Genomic DNA, 15,796 nt, shown 5'->3' with positions numbered 1-15,796 from the left:
TCTGCGTTTAGTCGCTGTTTTTCACCTGACGAATCACATCGATGACCGAACCGTCGCGATAGCGCACCACCGCCACCACCCGATCGGTGAATTCGATCGGCTGCGGCTTGCCAGTCAACAGCTCAGCACGCTGCTGCAGTTCCTCAATGGTCATCAGCGGAATGCCTGCGCTGCGCAAATTGTCGATCAGGTCCTGACGTGCCGGGTTGACCGCAATGCCGTGGTCAGTGACCAGCACATCCACGCTGGCCCCCGGCGTGACGCGGGTCAGCACCTTTTCCACGACGCAGGGAATACGGCCGCGAACTAACGGCGCGGTAATAATGGTCAAATCCGCACCGGCGGCGGTATCGCTATGGCCACCGGACGCCCCGCGCAGCACACCGTTAGAACCGGTCATCACGTTAACGTTAAAGTCGATATCAATTTCCAGCGCGCTGAGCATCACCACGTTTAAGCGCTCGCAGGAGGCGCCTTTGGAGCCCGGGCTGGCATACTGATTGGTGGAGATCTCGACATGGTTCGGGTTCTGCGCCAGCGAACGCGCCGCGTCACCATCGAAGGACTGGGTATCGAGCAGCGTTTTGATCAACCCTTTTTCGTGCAAATCGACCATCGTCCCGGTGATACCGCCGAGGCCGAAGCTGGCGGTAATGCCGTTACGGCGCATTTTATCTTCAAGGAAGCGAGTTACTGCCAGCGAGGCGCCGCCGGTACCGGTCTGCAGCGAGAAACCCTCTTTAAAGTAACCGGAGTGCTCAACGACTTTCGCCGCCTGGCGGGCGATCAGCAGCTCGCGCGGGTTGCTGGTCAGACGGATGGCACCCGCGGTAATTTTTTGCGGATCGCCGACTTCATCTACCTGGACTATCAGATCCACCTGATCCTGGGCAATACTGGCCGGATAGTTAGGATAATCCACCCACTCTTCGGTCAGCAGCACCACGCATTTAGCGTGCTCGGCATCGACGCGCGCGTAGCCCAGCGAACCGCAGCGTGATTTACCGCTAAAGCCGTTGGCGTTGCCAAACTCATCGCAGCAAGGAACGCCGAGAAACGCGACATCAATCGACAGCTCGCCGCTTTGAATCAGCTGTACGCGACCGCCGTGGGAGTGGATCTGCACCGGGTTTTCCATTAAACCGGCGGAGATCTCCTCGCCCAACTTGCCGCGCAGGCCGGAGGTGTAGATCTGGCGGATCACGCCATTTTTAATATGCTCGATCAGCGGCCAGTGGGCGTCGATCAGCGAACTGGACGCCAGGGTGAGATCGCGAAAACCCATTTCCGCCAGCTTCGCCACTACCATATTGACGACTTTGTCACCGCCGCGAAACGCGTGGTGAAACGAGATGGTCATGCCGTTTTGCAGGCCGGAGCGACGGATTGCCGTTTCCAGCGAATCGCAGATTTTGCGCTGGCGCTTTTCGCTCTCACTCGCCAGCCAGGGACTTTTCGCCGTTACGCCGGCATAAGATGTCAGTCCATTCGGCATCACGTACTGCTGATTAAGCATTGCTACTGTGTCTTTCATCTTATTCCCCTTAATCACGAATACCGGAAGCCGAGAGCGCCACCACTTTGCGAGCATGGTCGATAATCGGTCCATCGATCATCTTGCCGTTCAGCGATACCACACCCAGACCTCGCGTTTCGGCTTCTTCCGCCGCGGCAATCACTTCCAGCGCGTGATCGACCTCTTTGCGCGTCGGGGCATAGACCTGATGCAGGAGTTCAATTTGTCGTGGGTTAACCAACGATTTGCCGTTAAAACCGAGGTTTTTGGCCAGATTCGCTTCCGCCAGGAAGCCCTCTTCGTTATTGATATCCGACCACACCACGTCATAGGCGGCGATGCCGGCAACGCGGGCGGCATGCAGTACAGCGCAGCGGGCGTAGAACAGTTCAGTACCGTCGCCGCGGGAGGTGCCCATATCCATCACGTAATCGAAGGCCGCCAGCGCGATCGCCGCCAGACGCGGGCTGGCGCGGGCGATTTCCACCGCGTTCACCACGCCCAGCGCCGACTCGATCGCCGCCATTAACTTGGTGCTGCCCACTTCCCGGCCGCACTCGCGTTCAATCCGCTCAACATGCGCTTCCAGCTCATGGATATCTTCTTTGCTGTCGGTTTTCGGCAGACGCACCATATCCACGCCCGCGCGGACTACCGCTTCAAGGTCGGCAAGACCGAACGGCGTATTCAGCGGGTTAATGCGCACCACGGTTTCGATATCCTGATACAGTGGATGCTGCAGCGCCTGATACACCAGCAGACGAGCGGTATCTTTCTCGCGCAGCGAAACGGCATCTTCCAGGTCGAACATCACCGCATCGGCGCCGTAGACGAATGACGTGCTTAACATGGCGGCATTGGCGCCAGGGATGAACAACATACTGCGACGTGGTTTCATAGCTGGCTCCATTGTAATTGGGTCTGTTGCGCCGCGCGCAGCGCCGCGGCCTGTACGCGAGCTCGCAAAACACATTCCAGCGCGCCTTTATCATCGACCACCACGTTGGCCTGTTTCACGCCAAGCTGAGCCAGCGTTTCTCTCACTACCTGCTCAATCGCAGCGCCAAACTGTTGTTTCACAATGCTGTCGATTTCCAGCTGAATGCCCGGCTGCGCCGCGGGTCCAATCCTGACCATCACATCGCTGGACTCCAGCGTGCCGGCCAGGGCGTCAATCTTCATTTCCATAGGGGAAAATCCTTAGTTAGGGCGTATAAATCAGGCGGTTTGATGTTCGCTTTCCGCCAGTTGCATCAGAAAAGAGAGGGTTCCCGGCGGTACCAGCGCCGCGACCGCCTGCCAGTTGCGCTGTCGATAGAGTTCGCGCACTCGGGAGGCCGACACGGGTCCACCATTTTTTTCGATTCGCGCAAGCTCAACTACTTCAATGGGCGGCGTGTCGCCTGGCGCTTCCAGTAGTGACTTCATGCGCTGGTTGTAATTACGGGTCAGGGGACACAGCGGCTCGGTGCCGACAAAGCGATGGGTAATCTGCAGCGCCGGGGCCAGGCGCTCGCGGAAGAGCTGCAGGTCAATCTGGCTGTGGCAGTCATCAACCACCCCCTGCTCTTTCAGGAAATAGCCGGGGAACGTCGCCCGCGAGATCAGATACGCCGAACCGGGATGCAGCGTCACCTTATCGATGCCGGTAATCCCCTGTTCAATGAGCTTGAAGCGATCGTGATAGGAAAAGCAGGACGCATCTTCTTTGACCACAAACAGATGCAGCCAGTCGCACTGGCTGGCCGCCTGTTCTACCAACCAGCGGTGGCCGAGGGTGAATGGATTGGCATTCATCACGATAGCGCCGATTTTTCTTCCCGGCTGACGGTACATCGCCAGTTGTCGACAGTAACGAGTCAGCCGTTCGCGGCTATTTTCCATTAGCACGGCGCGGTCGCCCGCCTGGGCTATCGGCCAGAAGCCGGCGCCGGAAAATAACGCGGCATTGCAAGGTTTAGTGAACAAAAACAGTTCGCTGCGCCCCAGCTCATAGGCCAGCGTCAGGAGCTCGGTCAGTAATTTAAGGCTCAGCCCCTCCCCCTGCAGCGAGGGATCGATGGCGATGCATTTCAGCACATTGCCGGCGATAGCACCGCAGCCGACCAGCCGCTGCTGATACTCGGCGATAATCGCCATTTCGCAGTCGGCCTCTAACGACAGTTGATGCTGGCGGAGAAACCGATCGATCGCCTCTCGCCGCGGTTTATCTTTTAATAGCTGAACGCGTTTTAATATCAGTGTCATTTTTTAGCGCTTCGTCATTTCAAAACGAACTGTATTTCGCCAGCGTTCGGCTATGGATTCTTGTATTTAAGTCACAGTTTTTCTCGTGGCTTAATTGGCTTTATGGTTTTTATGTTGTTAATTAATTCAGAATCATAAAAACAATTAAATTAATAAAAAACACGAGTATTCAGTGAAGATAATCACACCTTACCCCTGGATCTATTTATTACTATGCGCCGGTCTTACTACTCCATCAATAAACAGGATAACGTTTATGACTAACATGAGTCAGGCTCCGGCGACGGAGAAAAAGGGCGTTAGCGATCTGCTGGGATTTAAAATCTTCGGCATGCCGCTCCCCCTTTACGCATTTGCGTTAATTACACTATTACTTTCACATTTTTATAACGCTTTACCCACCGATATCGTCGGCGGCTTTGCCATCATGTTTATTATCGGCGCTATATTCGGGGAAATTGGCAAGCGCCTGCCAATATTCAACAAATATATCGGTGGCGCTCCGGTGATGATTTTCCTGGTGGCGGCTTATTTCGTCTACGCCGGTATTTTTACGCAGAAAGAAATCGATGCTATCAGCAACGTTATGGATAAGAGTAACTTCCTTAACTTATTCATCGCGGTATTAATTACCGGAGCAATTCTGTCGGTAAACCGCCGCCTGCTGCTGAAATCACTGCTCGGCTATATTCCAACTATCCTGATGGGCATTGTCGGCGCGTCTATTTTTGGCATCGCTATCGGCCTGGTGTTCGGTATTCCAGTGGATCGCATCATGATGCTGTACGTCCTGCCGATCATGGGCGGCGGTAACGGCGCGGGCGCGGTCCCCCTGTCGGAGATTTACCACTCCGTCACCGGTCGTTCTCGCGAAGAGTATTACTCAACCGCTATCGCTATTCTGACCATCGCTAACATCTTCGCCATCGTCTTTGCCGCCGTCCTCGATATCATCGGCAAAAAACACACCTGGCTGAGCGGCGAAGGGGAACTGGTGCGTAAAGCCTCGTTCAAAGTGGAAGAAGATGAGAAAGCGGGACAAATCACCCATCGCGAAACCGCCGTCGGTCTGGTGCTGTCCACTACCTGCTTCCTGCTGGCCTACGTCGTGGCGAAGAAAATTCTGCCCAGCATTGGCGGTGTGGCTATTCACTATTTCGCGTGGATGGTGCTGATCGTCGCCGCCCTGAACGCCTCCGGGCTGTGCTCACCGGAAATCAAAGCCGGTGCTAAACGCTTGTCTGATTTCTTCTCCAAACAGCTGCTGTGGGTGCTGATGGTCGGGGTCGGCGTCTGCTACACCGACCTACAGGAAATTATCAACGCCATCACCTTCGCTAACGTTGTTATCGCCGCCATTATCGTTATCGGTGCGGTGCTCGGCGCGGCGATCGGTGGCTGGCTGATGGGTTTCTTCCCAATAGAATCGGCCATCACTGCAGGCCTGTGTATGGCCAACCGCGGCGGCTCCGGCGACCTGGAAGTTCTCTCTGCCTGTAACCGTATGAACCTTATCTCTTATGCGCAAATCTCCTCCCGTTTGGGCGGCGGTATTGTGCTGGTCATCTCCAGCATCGTGTTCGGCATGATGATTTAACCCATACGCACGATGGCACGTTGAACTGACAGGTGAAGAACGAATCAGGGTCCCATGCCGGGAGCGGCAGAGGGAAATCCACCCTGCTCCTTAGCCGGAAACGCCAGAAACCTTGTCAGACAGCGCGTCATCGTGCCCCTATTTGAGATGTATAAATGACTGACAATGCCATCCTGTTAGGCGAAGGCTTCACCCTGATGTGTCTCGGCATGGGCTTTGTACTGGTGTTCCTGCTGCTGCTCATCTTTGCCATCCGGGGAATGTCCCTCGCCGTCAACCGCCTGTTTCCCGAGCCGCCTGCCGCCCCCAAACCGGCGCCGGCCGCCGTCGCGCCCGCCGACGATTTCGCCCGCCTGAAGCCGGCGATTGTCGCCGCCATTCACCACCATCGCCGTCTTCACCCTTAATTCACGGAGGAATTCATGACCGTTGCCATTACCGATGTCGTCCTGCGCGACGCCCACCAGTCCCTGTTCGCCACCCGTCTGCGTCTCGACGATATGCTGCCCGTTGCCGCTCAGCTGGACGACGTCGGCTACCGCTCGCTGGAGTGCTGGGGCGGCGCCACCTTTGACGCCTGCATCCGCTTTCTCGGCGAGGACCCGTGGGTCCGCCTGCGCGAGCTGAAAAAGGCGATGCCGAAAACTCCGCTGCAGATGCTGCTGCGCGGCCAGAACCTGCTCGGCTACCGCCACTACGCCGATGATGTGGTGGAGCGCTTCGTGGAGCGCGCCGTCAAAAACGGCATGGACGTCTTCCGCGTCTTTGATGCCATGAACGACCCGCGCAACATGCAGGCCGCCCTGCAGGCGGTCCGCCGCCACGGCGCCCACGCCCAGGGTACGCTTTCGTACACCACCAGCCCGGCGCACACCCTGCAGACCTGGCTCGACCTCACCGAACAGCTGCTGGAGACCGGCGTTGACTCCGTCGCCATCAAGGACATGTCCGGCATTCTGACGCCGCATGCCGCCTTTGAGCTGGTCAGCGAAATCAAGAAGCGCTACGACGTCACTCTGCACCTGCACTGCCATGCCACCACCGGGATGGCGGAGATGGCCCTGCTGAAGGCCATTGAAGCCGGGGTCGACGGCGTCGATACCGCCATCTCCTCGATGAGCGCCACCTATGGCCACCCGGCCACCGAGGCGCTGGTGGCCACCCTCGCCGGCACGCAATATGACACCGGCCTCAATATCCACAGGCTGGAGAGCATCGCGGCCTACTTCCGCGAGGTGCGTAAGAAGTACCACGCCTTCGAAGGCCAGCTGAAGGGCACCGACAGCCGTATCCTGGTGGCCCAGGTGCCGGGCGGGATGCTCACCAACCTCGAAAGCCAGCTGAAGCAGCAGAGCGCCGCCCACCGTCTGGATGAAGTACTGGCGGAAATCCCCCGCGTGCGCGAGGACCTCGGCTTCATCCCGCTGGTGACCCCGACCTCGCAGATTGTCGGCACCCAGGCGGTGCTCAACGTGCTGGGCGGCGAGCGCTACAAAACCATTGCGAAGGAGACTGCCGGTATCCTGAAGGGCGAGTACGGCCGCACCCCGGCCCCGGTGAACGCCGCCCTGCAGGCGCGGGTGCTCGACGGCGCCGACCCGGTGACCTGCCGCCCGGCCGACCTGCTGAAGCCGGAGCTGGCGCAGCTGGAAGCGGATGTGAAACGCCAGGCACAGGAGAAGGGCATCACGCTTGCCGAAAACGCCATCGACGACGTGCTCACCGTGGCGCTGTTCCCGCAGCCCGGCCTGAAGTTCCTCGAAAACCGCCACAACCCGGTGGCCTTTGAGCCGGTACCGCAGGCGGAAGCCGCGCAGCCAGTGGCAAAAGCAGAAAAACCTGCCGCCTCCGGCGTCTACACCGTGGAGGTGGAAGGCAAAGCCTTTGTGGTCAAAGTCAGCGACGGCGGTGACGTCAGCCAGTTGACGGCGGCTGCTCCTGCCTCTGCACCCGCCGCTGCCGCCCCGGCCGGTGCCGGTACCCCGGTGACCGCCCCGCTGGCGGGCACTATCTGGAAGGTGCTGGCCAGCGAAGGCCAGACGGTGGCCGCAGGCGAGGTGCTGCTGATTCTGGAAGCCATGAAGATGGAAACCGAAATCCGTGCCGCGCAGGCCGGGACCGTGCGCGGTATCGCGGCGAAAGCCGGCGACGCGGTGGCGGTCGGCGACACCCTGATGACTCTGGCGTAAGGAAAAGGAACGGAAATGGAAAGTCTGAACGCCCTGATCCAGGGCATGGGGCTGATGCACCTCGGCGCCGGCCAGGCGGTGATGCTGCTGGTCAGCCTGCTGCTGCTCTGGCTGGCGATTGCGAAGAAGTTCGAGCCGTTACTGCTGCTGCCGATTGGCTTCGGCGGCCTGCTCTCCAATATTCCGGAGGCCGGGCTGGCGCTCACCGCCCTGGAGAGCCTGCTGGCTCACCACGACCCGGCGCAGCTGGCGGTGATTGCCGCGAAGCTCCACTGCGCGCCGGACGTCCACGCCATCAAAGAGGCACTGGCGCTGGCCCTGCCGTCGGTACAGGGGCAGATGGAGAGCCTCGCGGTGGACATGGGCTACTCCGCCGGGGTGCTGGCCATCTTCTATAAGGTGGCGATTGGCTCGGGTATCGCGCCGCTGGTCATCTTTATGGGCGTCGGAGCGATGACCGATTTCGGCCCGCTGCTGGCTAACCCGCGCACCCTGCTGCTGGGGGCGGCGGCGCAGTTCGGGATCTTCGCCACCGTGCTCGGGGCGCTGACGCTGAACTACTTCGGCATCATCAGCTTCACCCTGCCGCAGGCGGCGGCCATCGGCATCATCGGCGGCGCCGACGGCCCGACGGCGATTTACCTGTCGGGCAAGCTGGCGCCGGAGCTGCTGGGGGCCATCGCGGTGGCGGCCTACTCCTATATGGCGCTGGTGCCGCTGATCCAGCCGCCGATCATGAAGGCGCTGACCACGGATAAGGAGCGGAAGATCCGCATGGTGCAGCTGCGCACGGTGAGTAAGCGGGAGAAGATCCTCTTCCCGGCGGTGCTGTTGCTGCTGGTGGCGCTCCTGCTGCCGGACGCCGCGCCGCTGCTGGGGATGTTCTGCTTCGGCAACCTGATGCGCGAGAGCGGCGTGGTGGAGCGGCTGAGCGATACGGTGCAGAACGCGCTGATCAACATCGTCACCATCTTCCTCGGGCTGTCGGTGGGGGCCAAGCTGGTGGCGGACAAGTTCCTGCAGCCGCAGACGCTGGGGATCCTGGTGCTGGGGGTGATCGCCTTCTGCGTGGGGACCGCCGCCGGGGTGCTGATGGCGAAGCTGATGAACGTGTTCAGCCGGCACAAAATCAACCCGCTGATCGGCTCGGCGGGGGTGTCGGCGGTGCCGATGGCGGCGCGGGTGTCGAACAAGGTGGGTCTGGAAGCGGACGGGCAGAACTTCCTGCTGATGCACGCGATGGGTCCGAACGTGGCGGGGGTGATCGGCTCGGCGATCGCCGCCGGGGTGATGCTCAAGTACGTGCTGGCGATGTAGGCCGGCATCCTTCCCGGAGGTGTGGCTGTCGCCCCACCTCCGGGCTGATTTGATACCCACTCCTGGCATGACGGGGCCGGGCACATGTCTGAAATTTTCTGTTCTGTGCTCCACCTGTCGGCGCCGGGGGCGCAAAACGGGGAGAATAACAATTTAATGTCTATCTACCCAATGTATACCCGAAAAATCACCCACTGGTTTGCCAGGCGATCGTTTCAGAATCGCATCTTCCTGCTGATCTTATTCACCTCGACGATCGTCATGCTGGCGATGTCATGGTATCTGACAGACATTACCGAGGAGCGTCTGCATTATCAGGTCGGGCAACGGGCGCTGATTCAGGCGATGCAGATTTCGGCGATGCCGGAGCTGGTGGAGGCAGTGCAGAAACGCGATCTCGCCAGAATCAAAGCCCTTATCGACCCCATGCGTTCGTTCTCCGACGCCACCTACATCACCGTCGGTGATGCCAGCGGCCAGCGCCTCTATCACGTCAATCCTGATGAAATCGGCAAATCGATGGAAGGCGGCGATAGCGATGAGGCGTTGATAAACGCTAAAAGCTACGTGTCAGTGCGCAAAGGCTCGCTGGGATCGTCGCTGCGCGGTAAATCGCCGATTCAGGACGCAACCGGCAAGGTGATCGGCATTGTGTCGGTAGGCTATACCATTGAGCAACTGGAAAACTGGCTCAGCCTGCAGATAAGTTCGCTGCTGATCCCGATGGCCATCATGTTACTGCTTCTGCTCTTTTGCGCCCGCCGCTTCTCACTGCATATCAAAAAACAGATGCTCAATATGGAACCCCAGCAGCTGTCACAGCTGTTGATCCAGCAAAGCGTGCTGTTTGAATCGGTGTTCGAAGGGCTTATCGCCATCGACTCCGATTATAAAATCACTGCGATTAATCAGACTGCGCGTCGCCTGCTCAATTTGAGTCAGCCGGAACCGACGCTTATCGGCAAACGGATCAGCAGCGTTATCTCGCAGGAGGTCTTCTTCTACGATGCGCCACAGACCAATAAAAAAGACGAGATCGTTACCTTCAATCAGATCAAAGTGATCGCCAGCCGGATGGCGGTGATCTTAAACAATGAGCCACAGGGCTGGGTGATCAGCTTTCGCAGCAAAGACGATATCAACACCCTTAGCCTGCAGCTTAGCCAGGTACAACAATATGCCGATAACCTGCGCGCCGTACAGCATGAGCATCGCAATCTGATCTCCACTATCGCCGGTCTGCTGTTTCTTAAACGCTATAACCAAGCGCTGGAACTGATCCAACAGCAGTCGGAAAGTCACCAGAAGGTGATCGATTTTATTGCACGCAATTTCCAGGACAACCACCTGGCCGGGCTGTTGATCGGCAAATATTACCGGGCCAAAGAGCTTGGACTTGAGCTGATTTTCGATCCGGCCTGCTTCGTTGATAGATTACCTACCGCCCTTTCGCACAACGAATGGATCTCGATCGTGGGGAATCTACTTGATAACGCCTACAATGCCAGCCTGCGTCAACCGCAGGGTTCAAAACAGATCGAATGCCTGATCAACAGTGATGGCCAGGAGGTGATCATTGAGATCGCCGACCAGGGATGCGGCATTGACGAGGCGCTGCGCGATCGGATCTTCGAGCGCGGCGTCACCAGCAGCGCCAGCAAAGATCATGGTATCGGACTCTGGCTGGTACGCAGCTACGTGGAACAAGCAGGCGGCAGTATCGTCGTCGAAAATAATATTCCTTTTGGCACCATTTTTACGCTTTATATCCCCCTGACCCGAGATGAACATCATGGATAGCATCACTACTCTTATTGTTGAAGACGAACCTATGCTGGCGGAGATCCTGGTGGATAACATTAAACAGTTTCCCCAGTTCGACGTCATTGGTATTGCGGATAAGCTTGAGAGCGCCAGGAAACAGCTCAGACTGTATCAACCGCAGCTGATCCTGCTGGATAATTTTTTACCCGACGGCAAAGGTATCGATCTGATCCGCCATGCAGTCAGTACACATTACAAGGGACGGATTATCTTTATTACCGCGGATAATCACATGGAAACCATCAGCGAAGCGCTGCGTCTTGGGGTGTTTGATTACCTGATTAAGCCGGTGCACTATCAGCGCCTGCAGCACACGCTGGAGCGCTTTGCCCGCTATCGTAGCTCGCTGCGCTCCAGTGAACAGGCCAGCCAGCTCCATGTCGACGCGCTGTTTAATATTCAGGCCCGGGAACAAACGGAACCCGCCAGCGCACCACTGCGCGGGATCGATGAAAGCACCTTTCAGCGCGTGCTCCAGCTGTTTGCCGACCCGACGGTGGTGCATACCGCCGACTCGCTGGCCCGTATCCTCGGCAGCAGCAAAACCACCGCTCGCCGTTATCTGGAACAAGGAGTAAAGAACGACTTTCTGGAAGCGGAAATCAGCTACGGCAAGGTTGGCCGACCTGAGCGTATCTATCACGGCAAGCAGACCTATCCTGAGCAGAGATAAAACGCTTACGCCAGGGTGTAGCTGACCACCAGCTGCCCCTTCTTCATCTTAATCTGACTAATGACAATGTCGCCCAGCTCCGCCAGACGGGCGACGTGGGTGCCTCCGCAGGGATAGGCTGGCAGCTCGCCGAATCCCACCTTGCGCATGCCATCAGCGAACGTCACCTGACGCGGTAAGTCCTGCGCCTGCCATGCCTTTACTAACGCCAGTAGCGCACTGGCGTCCGGCAGCGCGGCGCTATTCCTGCTGGCAAAGGTTATCCGCCCTTCGCCGGGCCAGTGGTGCGCTTTCACCGGTTGCCAGCCAAGCTGTTCGCCCGCCAGGCCAAGCAGGTGGCCGGCAGAATGCAGACGAGCATGCAGCTGTCTCGCGGAGGCATCAATTTTCATCTCCACTTCACCGAGGGGAAGGGGTTGCGACAGAATATGCAGCACCCTTTCGCCGCGCACAGCCACCGTCTCAACCACCTGCCCGGCAATCCATCCACGGTCCGCCGGTTGACCGCCCCCTTGCGGGTGAAACAGCGTCCGATCCAGTTCGATGGCGTAACGGCCATCCGCTTCTGCAGTGCAGGCGATGATCTGGGCGCGCCCGTCGGTAGCATCGCTGGTGTAATAAACCCGTTCAGTCATAGTGATTCTCCTCTCTGTCCGGCCAGTATATTATTAATGCCGACAGCGATAATCCCACCACCAGCCAATGCACTCTTGCTCCGGGAGCACAAATGAATCTGAACCTCCTGCCCGACCTCGCTCTTTTCGTTCAGATAGTCGACCAGGGCAGCTTCTCCGCCGTCGCCCGCCAGAACGGCATTACCCCTTCAGCCGTTAGCCGCAGCGTGTCACGGCTGGAGCGAGAGATGGGCTGCAAACTGCTGCAGCGTACCACCCGCAAGCTGCGTCTTAGCGATGCCGGGGAAACGGTGTATCAGCATGCCCAGCAGATGCTGGAAGCGGCGCGACAGGCAATGGATTCCGCAGGCAGTCGCCAAACGGTCGCCCAGGGAAAGCTGACGCTCAGCGTCCCGAAAGCCGTCGGCCGCTTTGTGATCCACCCGCTGATGATGGCGTTTTTCCACCGCTACCCGCAGGTGGACGTCTGCCTGCGGCTGGAAGATCGCCCTCTCGATTTTATCGATGACGGTATTGATCTGGCGCTACGCATCACCGATACCCCCTCCCCCGGCCTGCATGGCAAACCGCTGATGCCAATCAGGCACGTTATCTGCGCCACTGAGGCCTATTTACAGCAGCACGGTACGCCGTACACGCCGCAGGATCTGCGCGCGCATAGCTGCATTAGCCTTGGCGAAACGCCCGCCGATGCGCGCTGGAAGTTCCGTCGGGAAGGCAAAACAGAAACGGTGCAAACCTACGGGCGGTACGCCGCCAACCATACCGCCGTACGCCTCGACGCGGTCAGACAGCATTTAGGGATCGGCAGCCTGCCGCTGTTCACCGCCCGTGAGGCGCTGGCGAAGGGCGACATCGTGCAGGTGCTGCCCGAGTGGGAATTTATCAGCAGCTACTCCGGCGACCTGTGGCTGCTGTGGGCGGGAGATAAACATATGCCCGCCAGGATGCGGGCGATGATTGATTATCTCAGCGAGACGGTGCCGGCGCTGAACGCAGGCAGCACAGAGCCAGCGAAATAATTGCAAACCACGGAATGATAACTCCCAACACAAACCAGATCCCGGAGCGGCCGATATCATGCATTCGCCGGCAGCCTACAGCCAGCAGGGGGATCGCCATCAACAGCAGCCACAGCGCCGCAAAGGGTATGACAACAAAACTGAGGATCCCGTAGTGAGGGTCAACAAGGGTGGCCAGACTCCAGGCGGCCACTGGCGCGGCGGCGATCAATACATTGATGAGAAAAAACGTCCAGAACTGCTGCCGGCTGGCGCGGCCACTAAAGTTAAAGGTCTCTTTCCAGCCGCTCAAATACGCCTGTCCATAGGTCATTGCTTCTCTCCTTGAAAATCGAGTGATATATCACGGCGCCAGGGCAATCACCTCCGCCGCCCAGCGCTGAAACCCTTCGACGTCTATGTCCAGCGCCACCTGGGCGTTCGCCGGCTGGCCCAGTCGTCCTTCGATATCCACCACCGTGGTGCCGGCGGTCCAGGTCCCCTGCGTCTCCACCGCCACAAAGCACGGCTGGAGAGTGAACAGTTCCGGGCGGGCCAGCCACGCAATAGCGCACAAGTCGTGCATGCGCAGACCGCTGCTCATGCTGCCGCTGCGATAGTGGCTAAACAGCGCATGGAGCATTTTACCGGTCTGGTTCAGCGTCGGCAGCGTCGCCAGATAATCCGCCGCCAGCAGCGCCCGGTTGGTGACGTCCAGCCCGCACATCACAATCTCCAGCCCGCTGTGGAACACTTTCGCGGCGGCCTCCGGGTCGATAGCGATATTGAATTCCGCATTCGGCGTGAAGTTGCCGCGGCCCGCCGAGCCGCCCATGATCACCAGCCGGCGAATATTAAACACACATTCCGGGTACTGGGTCAGCAGTAGCGCTATATTGGTCAGCGGACCAATCGCCACCAGGGTGATCGGCTCGGCAGCATGCATAAGCGCATCACGGATCGCCTGGAAGGCCGGCTTCGCCAGCGGTTGACGTTGATGCTCAACAAAGTCATACCCCTCCATGCCGGATTCGCCATGCACCGAGGCGGCGTCGCGCAACGGACGCACCAGCGGCATCGACGCGCCCTGCGCCAGCGGTACATCGGCATTCCAGAAATGCAGCAATTGCAGCGCGTTACGGGTCGTCTTCTCCACCGAGACATTGCCCGCTACGGTGGTCATCAACTGCAGATCCAGCTCAGGCGCGAACAGCGCCGCGGCAATGGCGGCGGCATCGTCGATGCCCGGATCGGTATCAAGAATGATTGGTAAGCGCATGGTTTCTCCCTAAAAAAATGCCAGACGTTAAGTCTGGCATCTTCTCATACTGCTGGAGGAAAGAACTTACTCTACTTCACGGACATCCACACGCAGCTCTTTCGGCACTTCAAAGACGATATTCTCTTCCCGGCCTTCCAGCGGCACGGCTTCGCCGCCGCCCAGCTCCTGCAGGCGGGTAATGACGTTCTGCACCAGAATATCCGGCGCCGACGCGCCCGCCGTCACGCCGACGCAGGCCGCATCCTTGACCCACGCTTCCTGGATATCGGAGGCGTCGTCAATCAGGTAAGCCGCCTTACCCATCCGCTGCGCCAGCTCGGCGAGGCGGTTAGAGTTGGAGGAGTTTTTCGACCCGACCACCAGCACTACGTCAGCCTGCTCCGCCAGCGCGCGCACGGCTTCCTGACGGTTAGTGGTGGCATAGCAAATGTCGTCTTTGCGCGGGCCGACGATTTTCGGAAAACGCGCGCGCAGGGCGTCAATCACATCCGAGGTATCGTCGACGGAGAGCGTGGTCTGGGTCATAAACGACAGCCGGGCGTCATTTTTCACTTCCAGCTTCAGCACGTCTTCCGGCGACTCGACCAGGTACATCCCCCCTTGCGGGTTGTTGTACTGTCCCATGGTGCCTTCGACTTCCGGATGGCCGGCATGGCCAATCAGAATCGACTCTTCGCCGCGGCGGCTGGCGCGGGCGACTTCCATATGGACTTTGGTCACCAGCGGACAGGTGGCATCGAATACCGTCAGGTCGCGGCTCTTCGCTTCGTTGCGTACCGCCTGCGACACGCCGTGGGCGGAGAAAATCAGGATCGCGCCGTCCGGCACTTCGCTGATCTGTTCGATAAAAATGGCGCCACGCTTGCGCAGGCTATCCACCACATAGCGGTTGTGCACCACTTCATGACGAACATAGATCGGTGCGCCATACAGCGTCAGCGCGTTTTCTACAATGCTGATAGCGCGGTCAACGCCAGCGCAAAAACCGCGCGGGTTAGCCAACAGGATCTGCATGTTACTCCTCCAGCGCCGGATCGATCTCCAGCACTTCAATATCAAAATGAACAGTGCGCCCGGCCAGCGGATGGTTGAAGTCAACGGTGATGGAATCGCCGTTCACTTCGCGGATCACGCCAGGCATTTCGCTGCCATCCATTGCGGTAAAGAGCATAATCGCGCCGATCTCCGGCTCGCCAGCGTCGATAAACTCGCGGCGAGAGAAATACTGAATCAGGTCCGGGCTGGGTACGCCAAAGGCGGCGTCAGGCTCCAGCGAAAAGGCCTTTTTCTCCCCCTCTTTCAAACCGAGAAGCTGTTGCTCCAGCCCTTCAGACAAAGAGGTGTCGCCGAGGCGAAACAGCGCCGGTTTGCCGTTGCTGCGGGTGGACTCGGCAGTGGAGCCGTCGTCCAGTTTCAGAGTGAAGTGCACCAGTACCGCGCTGTTGCTCTGTACGGATTTAGACATGCAAATTGCTCGCTTGTTTAGGTCACCCGGTGCCCGGCGGCATTACGCTT

General features: G+C 58.8%; 16 protein-coding genes. 7 read left to right on the top strand and 9 right to left on the bottom strand.

What is annotated here, in order from left to right:
• Positions 1–7: 7 nt before the first annotated feature.
• Genes citF through citC form a run of 4 tightly spaced genes read right to left on the bottom strand, consistent with a single transcriptional unit; the run spans position 8 to position 3,763 of the window.
• Complete coding sequence (citF, locus tag DR88_RS22385; RefSeq protein WP_025860625.1) at positions 8–1,534, bottom strand: citrate lyase subunit alpha; 1,527 nt, start codon at positions 1,532–1,534, stop codon at positions 8–10.
• A gap of 10 nt (positions 1,535–1,544) precedes the next feature.
• Positions 1,545–2,414: a citrate (pro-3S)-lyase subunit beta gene (gene citE, locus DR88_RS22390; protein WP_004151372.1), complete on the bottom strand. Its 870-nt coding sequence runs from the start codon at positions 2,412–2,414 to the stop codon at positions 1,545–1,547.
• On the bottom strand, positions 2,411–2,704 hold the full coding sequence (gene citD, locus DR88_RS22395) for a citrate lyase acyl carrier protein (protein WP_004151373.1): 294 nt from the start codon (positions 2,702–2,704) through the stop codon (positions 2,411–2,413). Before citD ends, citE begins: the two co-directional genes overlap by 4 nt.
• 30 nt (positions 2,705–2,734) lie before the next feature.
• Positions 2,735–3,763 (bottom strand): [citrate (pro-3S)-lyase] ligase, encoded by a 1,029-nt coding sequence (citC, locus tag DR88_RS22400; RefSeq protein WP_004147016.1) that lies wholly within the window; start codon positions 3,761–3,763, stop codon positions 2,735–2,737.
• Between the two features lie 256 nt (positions 3,764–4,019).
• Between citC and citS the strand changes: the two genes are divergently transcribed.
• The 6 genes from citS (at position 4,020) to citB (ending at position 11,363) form a co-directional block, all read left to right on the top strand.
• Positions 4,020–5,360: a citrate/sodium symporter CitS gene (citS, locus tag DR88_RS22405; RefSeq protein ID WP_025860623.1), complete on the top strand. Its 1,341-nt coding sequence runs from the start codon at positions 4,020–4,022 to the stop codon at positions 5,358–5,360.
• A 155-nt stretch (positions 5,361–5,515) separates the two neighbouring features.
• Positions 5,516–5,767 (top strand): oxaloacetate decarboxylase subunit gamma, encoded by a 252-nt coding sequence (locus DR88_RS22410; RefSeq protein ID WP_023302318.1) that lies wholly within the window; start codon positions 5,516–5,518, stop codon positions 5,765–5,767.
• 15 nt (positions 5,768–5,782) lie between these two features.
• On the top strand, positions 5,783–7,549 hold the full coding sequence (gene oadA, locus DR88_RS22415; RefSeq protein WP_032443790.1) for a sodium-extruding oxaloacetate decarboxylase subunit alpha: 1,767 nt from the start codon (positions 5,783–5,785) through the stop codon (positions 7,547–7,549).
• Between the two features lie 15 nt (positions 7,550–7,564).
• Complete coding sequence (locus DR88_RS22420; protein ID WP_004147009.1) at positions 7,565–8,866, top strand: oxalacetate decarboxylase subunit beta; 1,302 nt, start codon at positions 7,565–7,567, stop codon at positions 8,864–8,866.
• A gap of 171 nt (positions 8,867–9,037) precedes the next feature.
• Positions 9,038–10,666 (top strand): citrate sensor histidine kinase CitA, encoded by a 1,629-nt coding sequence (gene citA, locus DR88_RS22425; protein ID WP_004151379.1) that lies wholly within the window; start codon positions 9,038–9,040, stop codon positions 10,664–10,666.
• Complete coding sequence (gene citB / locus DR88_RS22430; RefSeq protein ID WP_004222618.1) at positions 10,659–11,363, top strand: citrate response regulator transcription factor CitB; 705 nt, start codon at positions 10,659–10,661, stop codon at positions 11,361–11,363. The genes citA and citB overlap by 8 nt, the downstream gene beginning before the upstream one ends.
• A 5-nt stretch (positions 11,364–11,368) precedes the next feature.
• Here the strand turns inward: citB and DR88_RS22435 are convergent, their stop codons facing one another.
• Entirely contained in the window at positions 11,369–11,998 is a 630-nt protein-coding gene (locus tag DR88_RS22435; protein ID WP_004192057.1) for an alanyl-tRNA editing protein, read from the bottom strand.
• A gap of 92 nt (positions 11,999–12,090) precedes the next feature.
• Here DR88_RS22435 and DR88_RS22440 point away from each other — a divergent pair, with 92 nt between their 5' ends.
• On the top strand, positions 12,091–13,020 hold the full coding sequence (locus DR88_RS22440; protein ID WP_004147006.1) for a LysR family transcriptional regulator: 930 nt from the start codon (positions 12,091–12,093) through the stop codon (positions 13,018–13,020).
• On the opposite strand, the gene DR88_RS22445 is transcribed toward DR88_RS22440, so the two are convergent.
• The 4 genes from DR88_RS22445 to fkpB form a co-directional block, all read right to left on the bottom strand.
• A complete protein-coding gene (locus DR88_RS22445; RefSeq protein WP_016529043.1) occupies positions 12,968–13,333 on the bottom strand; it encodes a DUF805 domain-containing protein in 366 nt (121 codons plus the stop codon). The genes DR88_RS22440 and DR88_RS22445 overlap by 53 nt on opposite strands.
• 30 nt (positions 13,334–13,363) lie before the next feature.
• A complete protein-coding gene (rihC, locus tag DR88_RS22450) occupies positions 13,364–14,278 on the bottom strand; it encodes a ribonucleoside hydrolase RihC (protein WP_002887981.1) in 915 nt (304 codons plus the stop codon).
• 66 nt (positions 14,279–14,344) lie between these two features.
• A complete protein-coding gene (gene ispH, locus DR88_RS22455) occupies positions 14,345–15,295 on the bottom strand; it encodes a 4-hydroxy-3-methylbut-2-enyl diphosphate reductase (RefSeq protein ID WP_002887979.1) in 951 nt (316 codons plus the stop codon).
• A gap of 1 nt (position 15,296) precedes the next feature.
• Positions 15,297–15,746, bottom strand: a complete 450-nt coding sequence (gene fkpB / locus DR88_RS22460; RefSeq protein WP_002887976.1) for an FKBP-type peptidyl-prolyl cis-trans isomerase — start codon at positions 15,744–15,746, stop codon at positions 15,297–15,299.
• Positions 15,747–15,796: the final 50 nt, after the last annotated feature.

The organism is Klebsiella pneumoniae, from assembly GCF_000742135.1.
In the GTDB taxonomy this organism is placed as follows: Bacteria; Pseudomonadota; Gammaproteobacteria; order Enterobacterales; family Enterobacteriaceae; genus Klebsiella; species Klebsiella pneumoniae.
Note: the sequence above shows the minus strand (reverse complement) of the source record. Positions and strands in the feature narration are given on the sequence as shown.

Bases quoted from the DNA above. Each gene is read 5' to 3' on its own strand.
- citB (WP_004222618.1), top strand. From the start codon at position 10,659: ATGGATAGCATCACTACTCTTATTGTTGAAGACGAACCTATGCTGGCG.
- citD (WP_004151373.1), bottom strand. From the start codon at position 2,704: ATGGAAATGAAGATTGACGCCCTGGCCGGCACGCTGGAGTCCAGCGAT.
- fkpB (WP_002887976.1), bottom strand. From the start codon at position 15,746: ATGTCTAAATCCGTACAGAGCAACAGCGCGGTACTGGTGCACTTCACT.
- DR88_RS22435 (WP_004192057.1), bottom strand. From the start codon at position 11,998: ATGACTGAACGGGTTTATTACACCAGCGATGCTACCGACGGGCGCGCC.
- DR88_RS22440 (WP_004147006.1), top strand. From the start codon at position 12,091: ATGAATCTGAACCTCCTGCCCGACCTCGCTCTTTTCGTTCAGATAGTC.
- citC (WP_004147016.1), bottom strand. From the start codon at position 3,763: ATGACACTGATATTAAAACGCGTTCAGCTATTAAAAGATAAACCGCGG.
- citF (WP_025860625.1), bottom strand. From the start codon at position 1,534: ATGAAAGACACAGTAGCAATGCTTAATCAGCAGTACGTGATGCCGAAT.
- oadA (WP_032443790.1), top strand. From the start codon at position 5,783: ATGACCGTTGCCATTACCGATGTCGTCCTGCGCGACGCCCACCAGTCC.
- DR88_RS22410 (WP_023302318.1), top strand. From the start codon at position 5,516: ATGACTGACAATGCCATCCTGTTAGGCGAAGGCTTCACCCTGATGTGT.
- rihC (WP_002887981.1), bottom strand. From the start codon at position 14,278: ATGCGCTTACCAATCATTCTTGATACCGATCCGGGCATCGACGATGCC.
- DR88_RS22445 (WP_016529043.1), bottom strand. From the start codon at position 13,333: ATGACCTATGGACAGGCGTATTTGAGCGGCTGGAAAGAGACCTTTAAC.
- citA (WP_004151379.1), top strand. From the start codon at position 9,038: ATGTATACCCGAAAAATCACCCACTGGTTTGCCAGGCGATCGTTTCAG.
- ispH (WP_002887979.1), bottom strand. From the start codon at position 15,295: ATGCAGATCCTGTTGGCTAACCCGCGCGGTTTTTGCGCTGGCGTTGAC.
- DR88_RS22420 (WP_004147009.1), top strand. From the start codon at position 7,565: ATGGAAAGTCTGAACGCCCTGATCCAGGGCATGGGGCTGATGCACCTC.
- citE (WP_004151372.1), bottom strand. From the start codon at position 2,414: ATGAAACCACGTCGCAGTATGTTGTTCATCCCTGGCGCCAATGCCGCC.
- citS (WP_025860623.1), top strand. From the start codon at position 4,020: ATGACTAACATGAGTCAGGCTCCGGCGACGGAGAAAAAGGGCGTTAGC.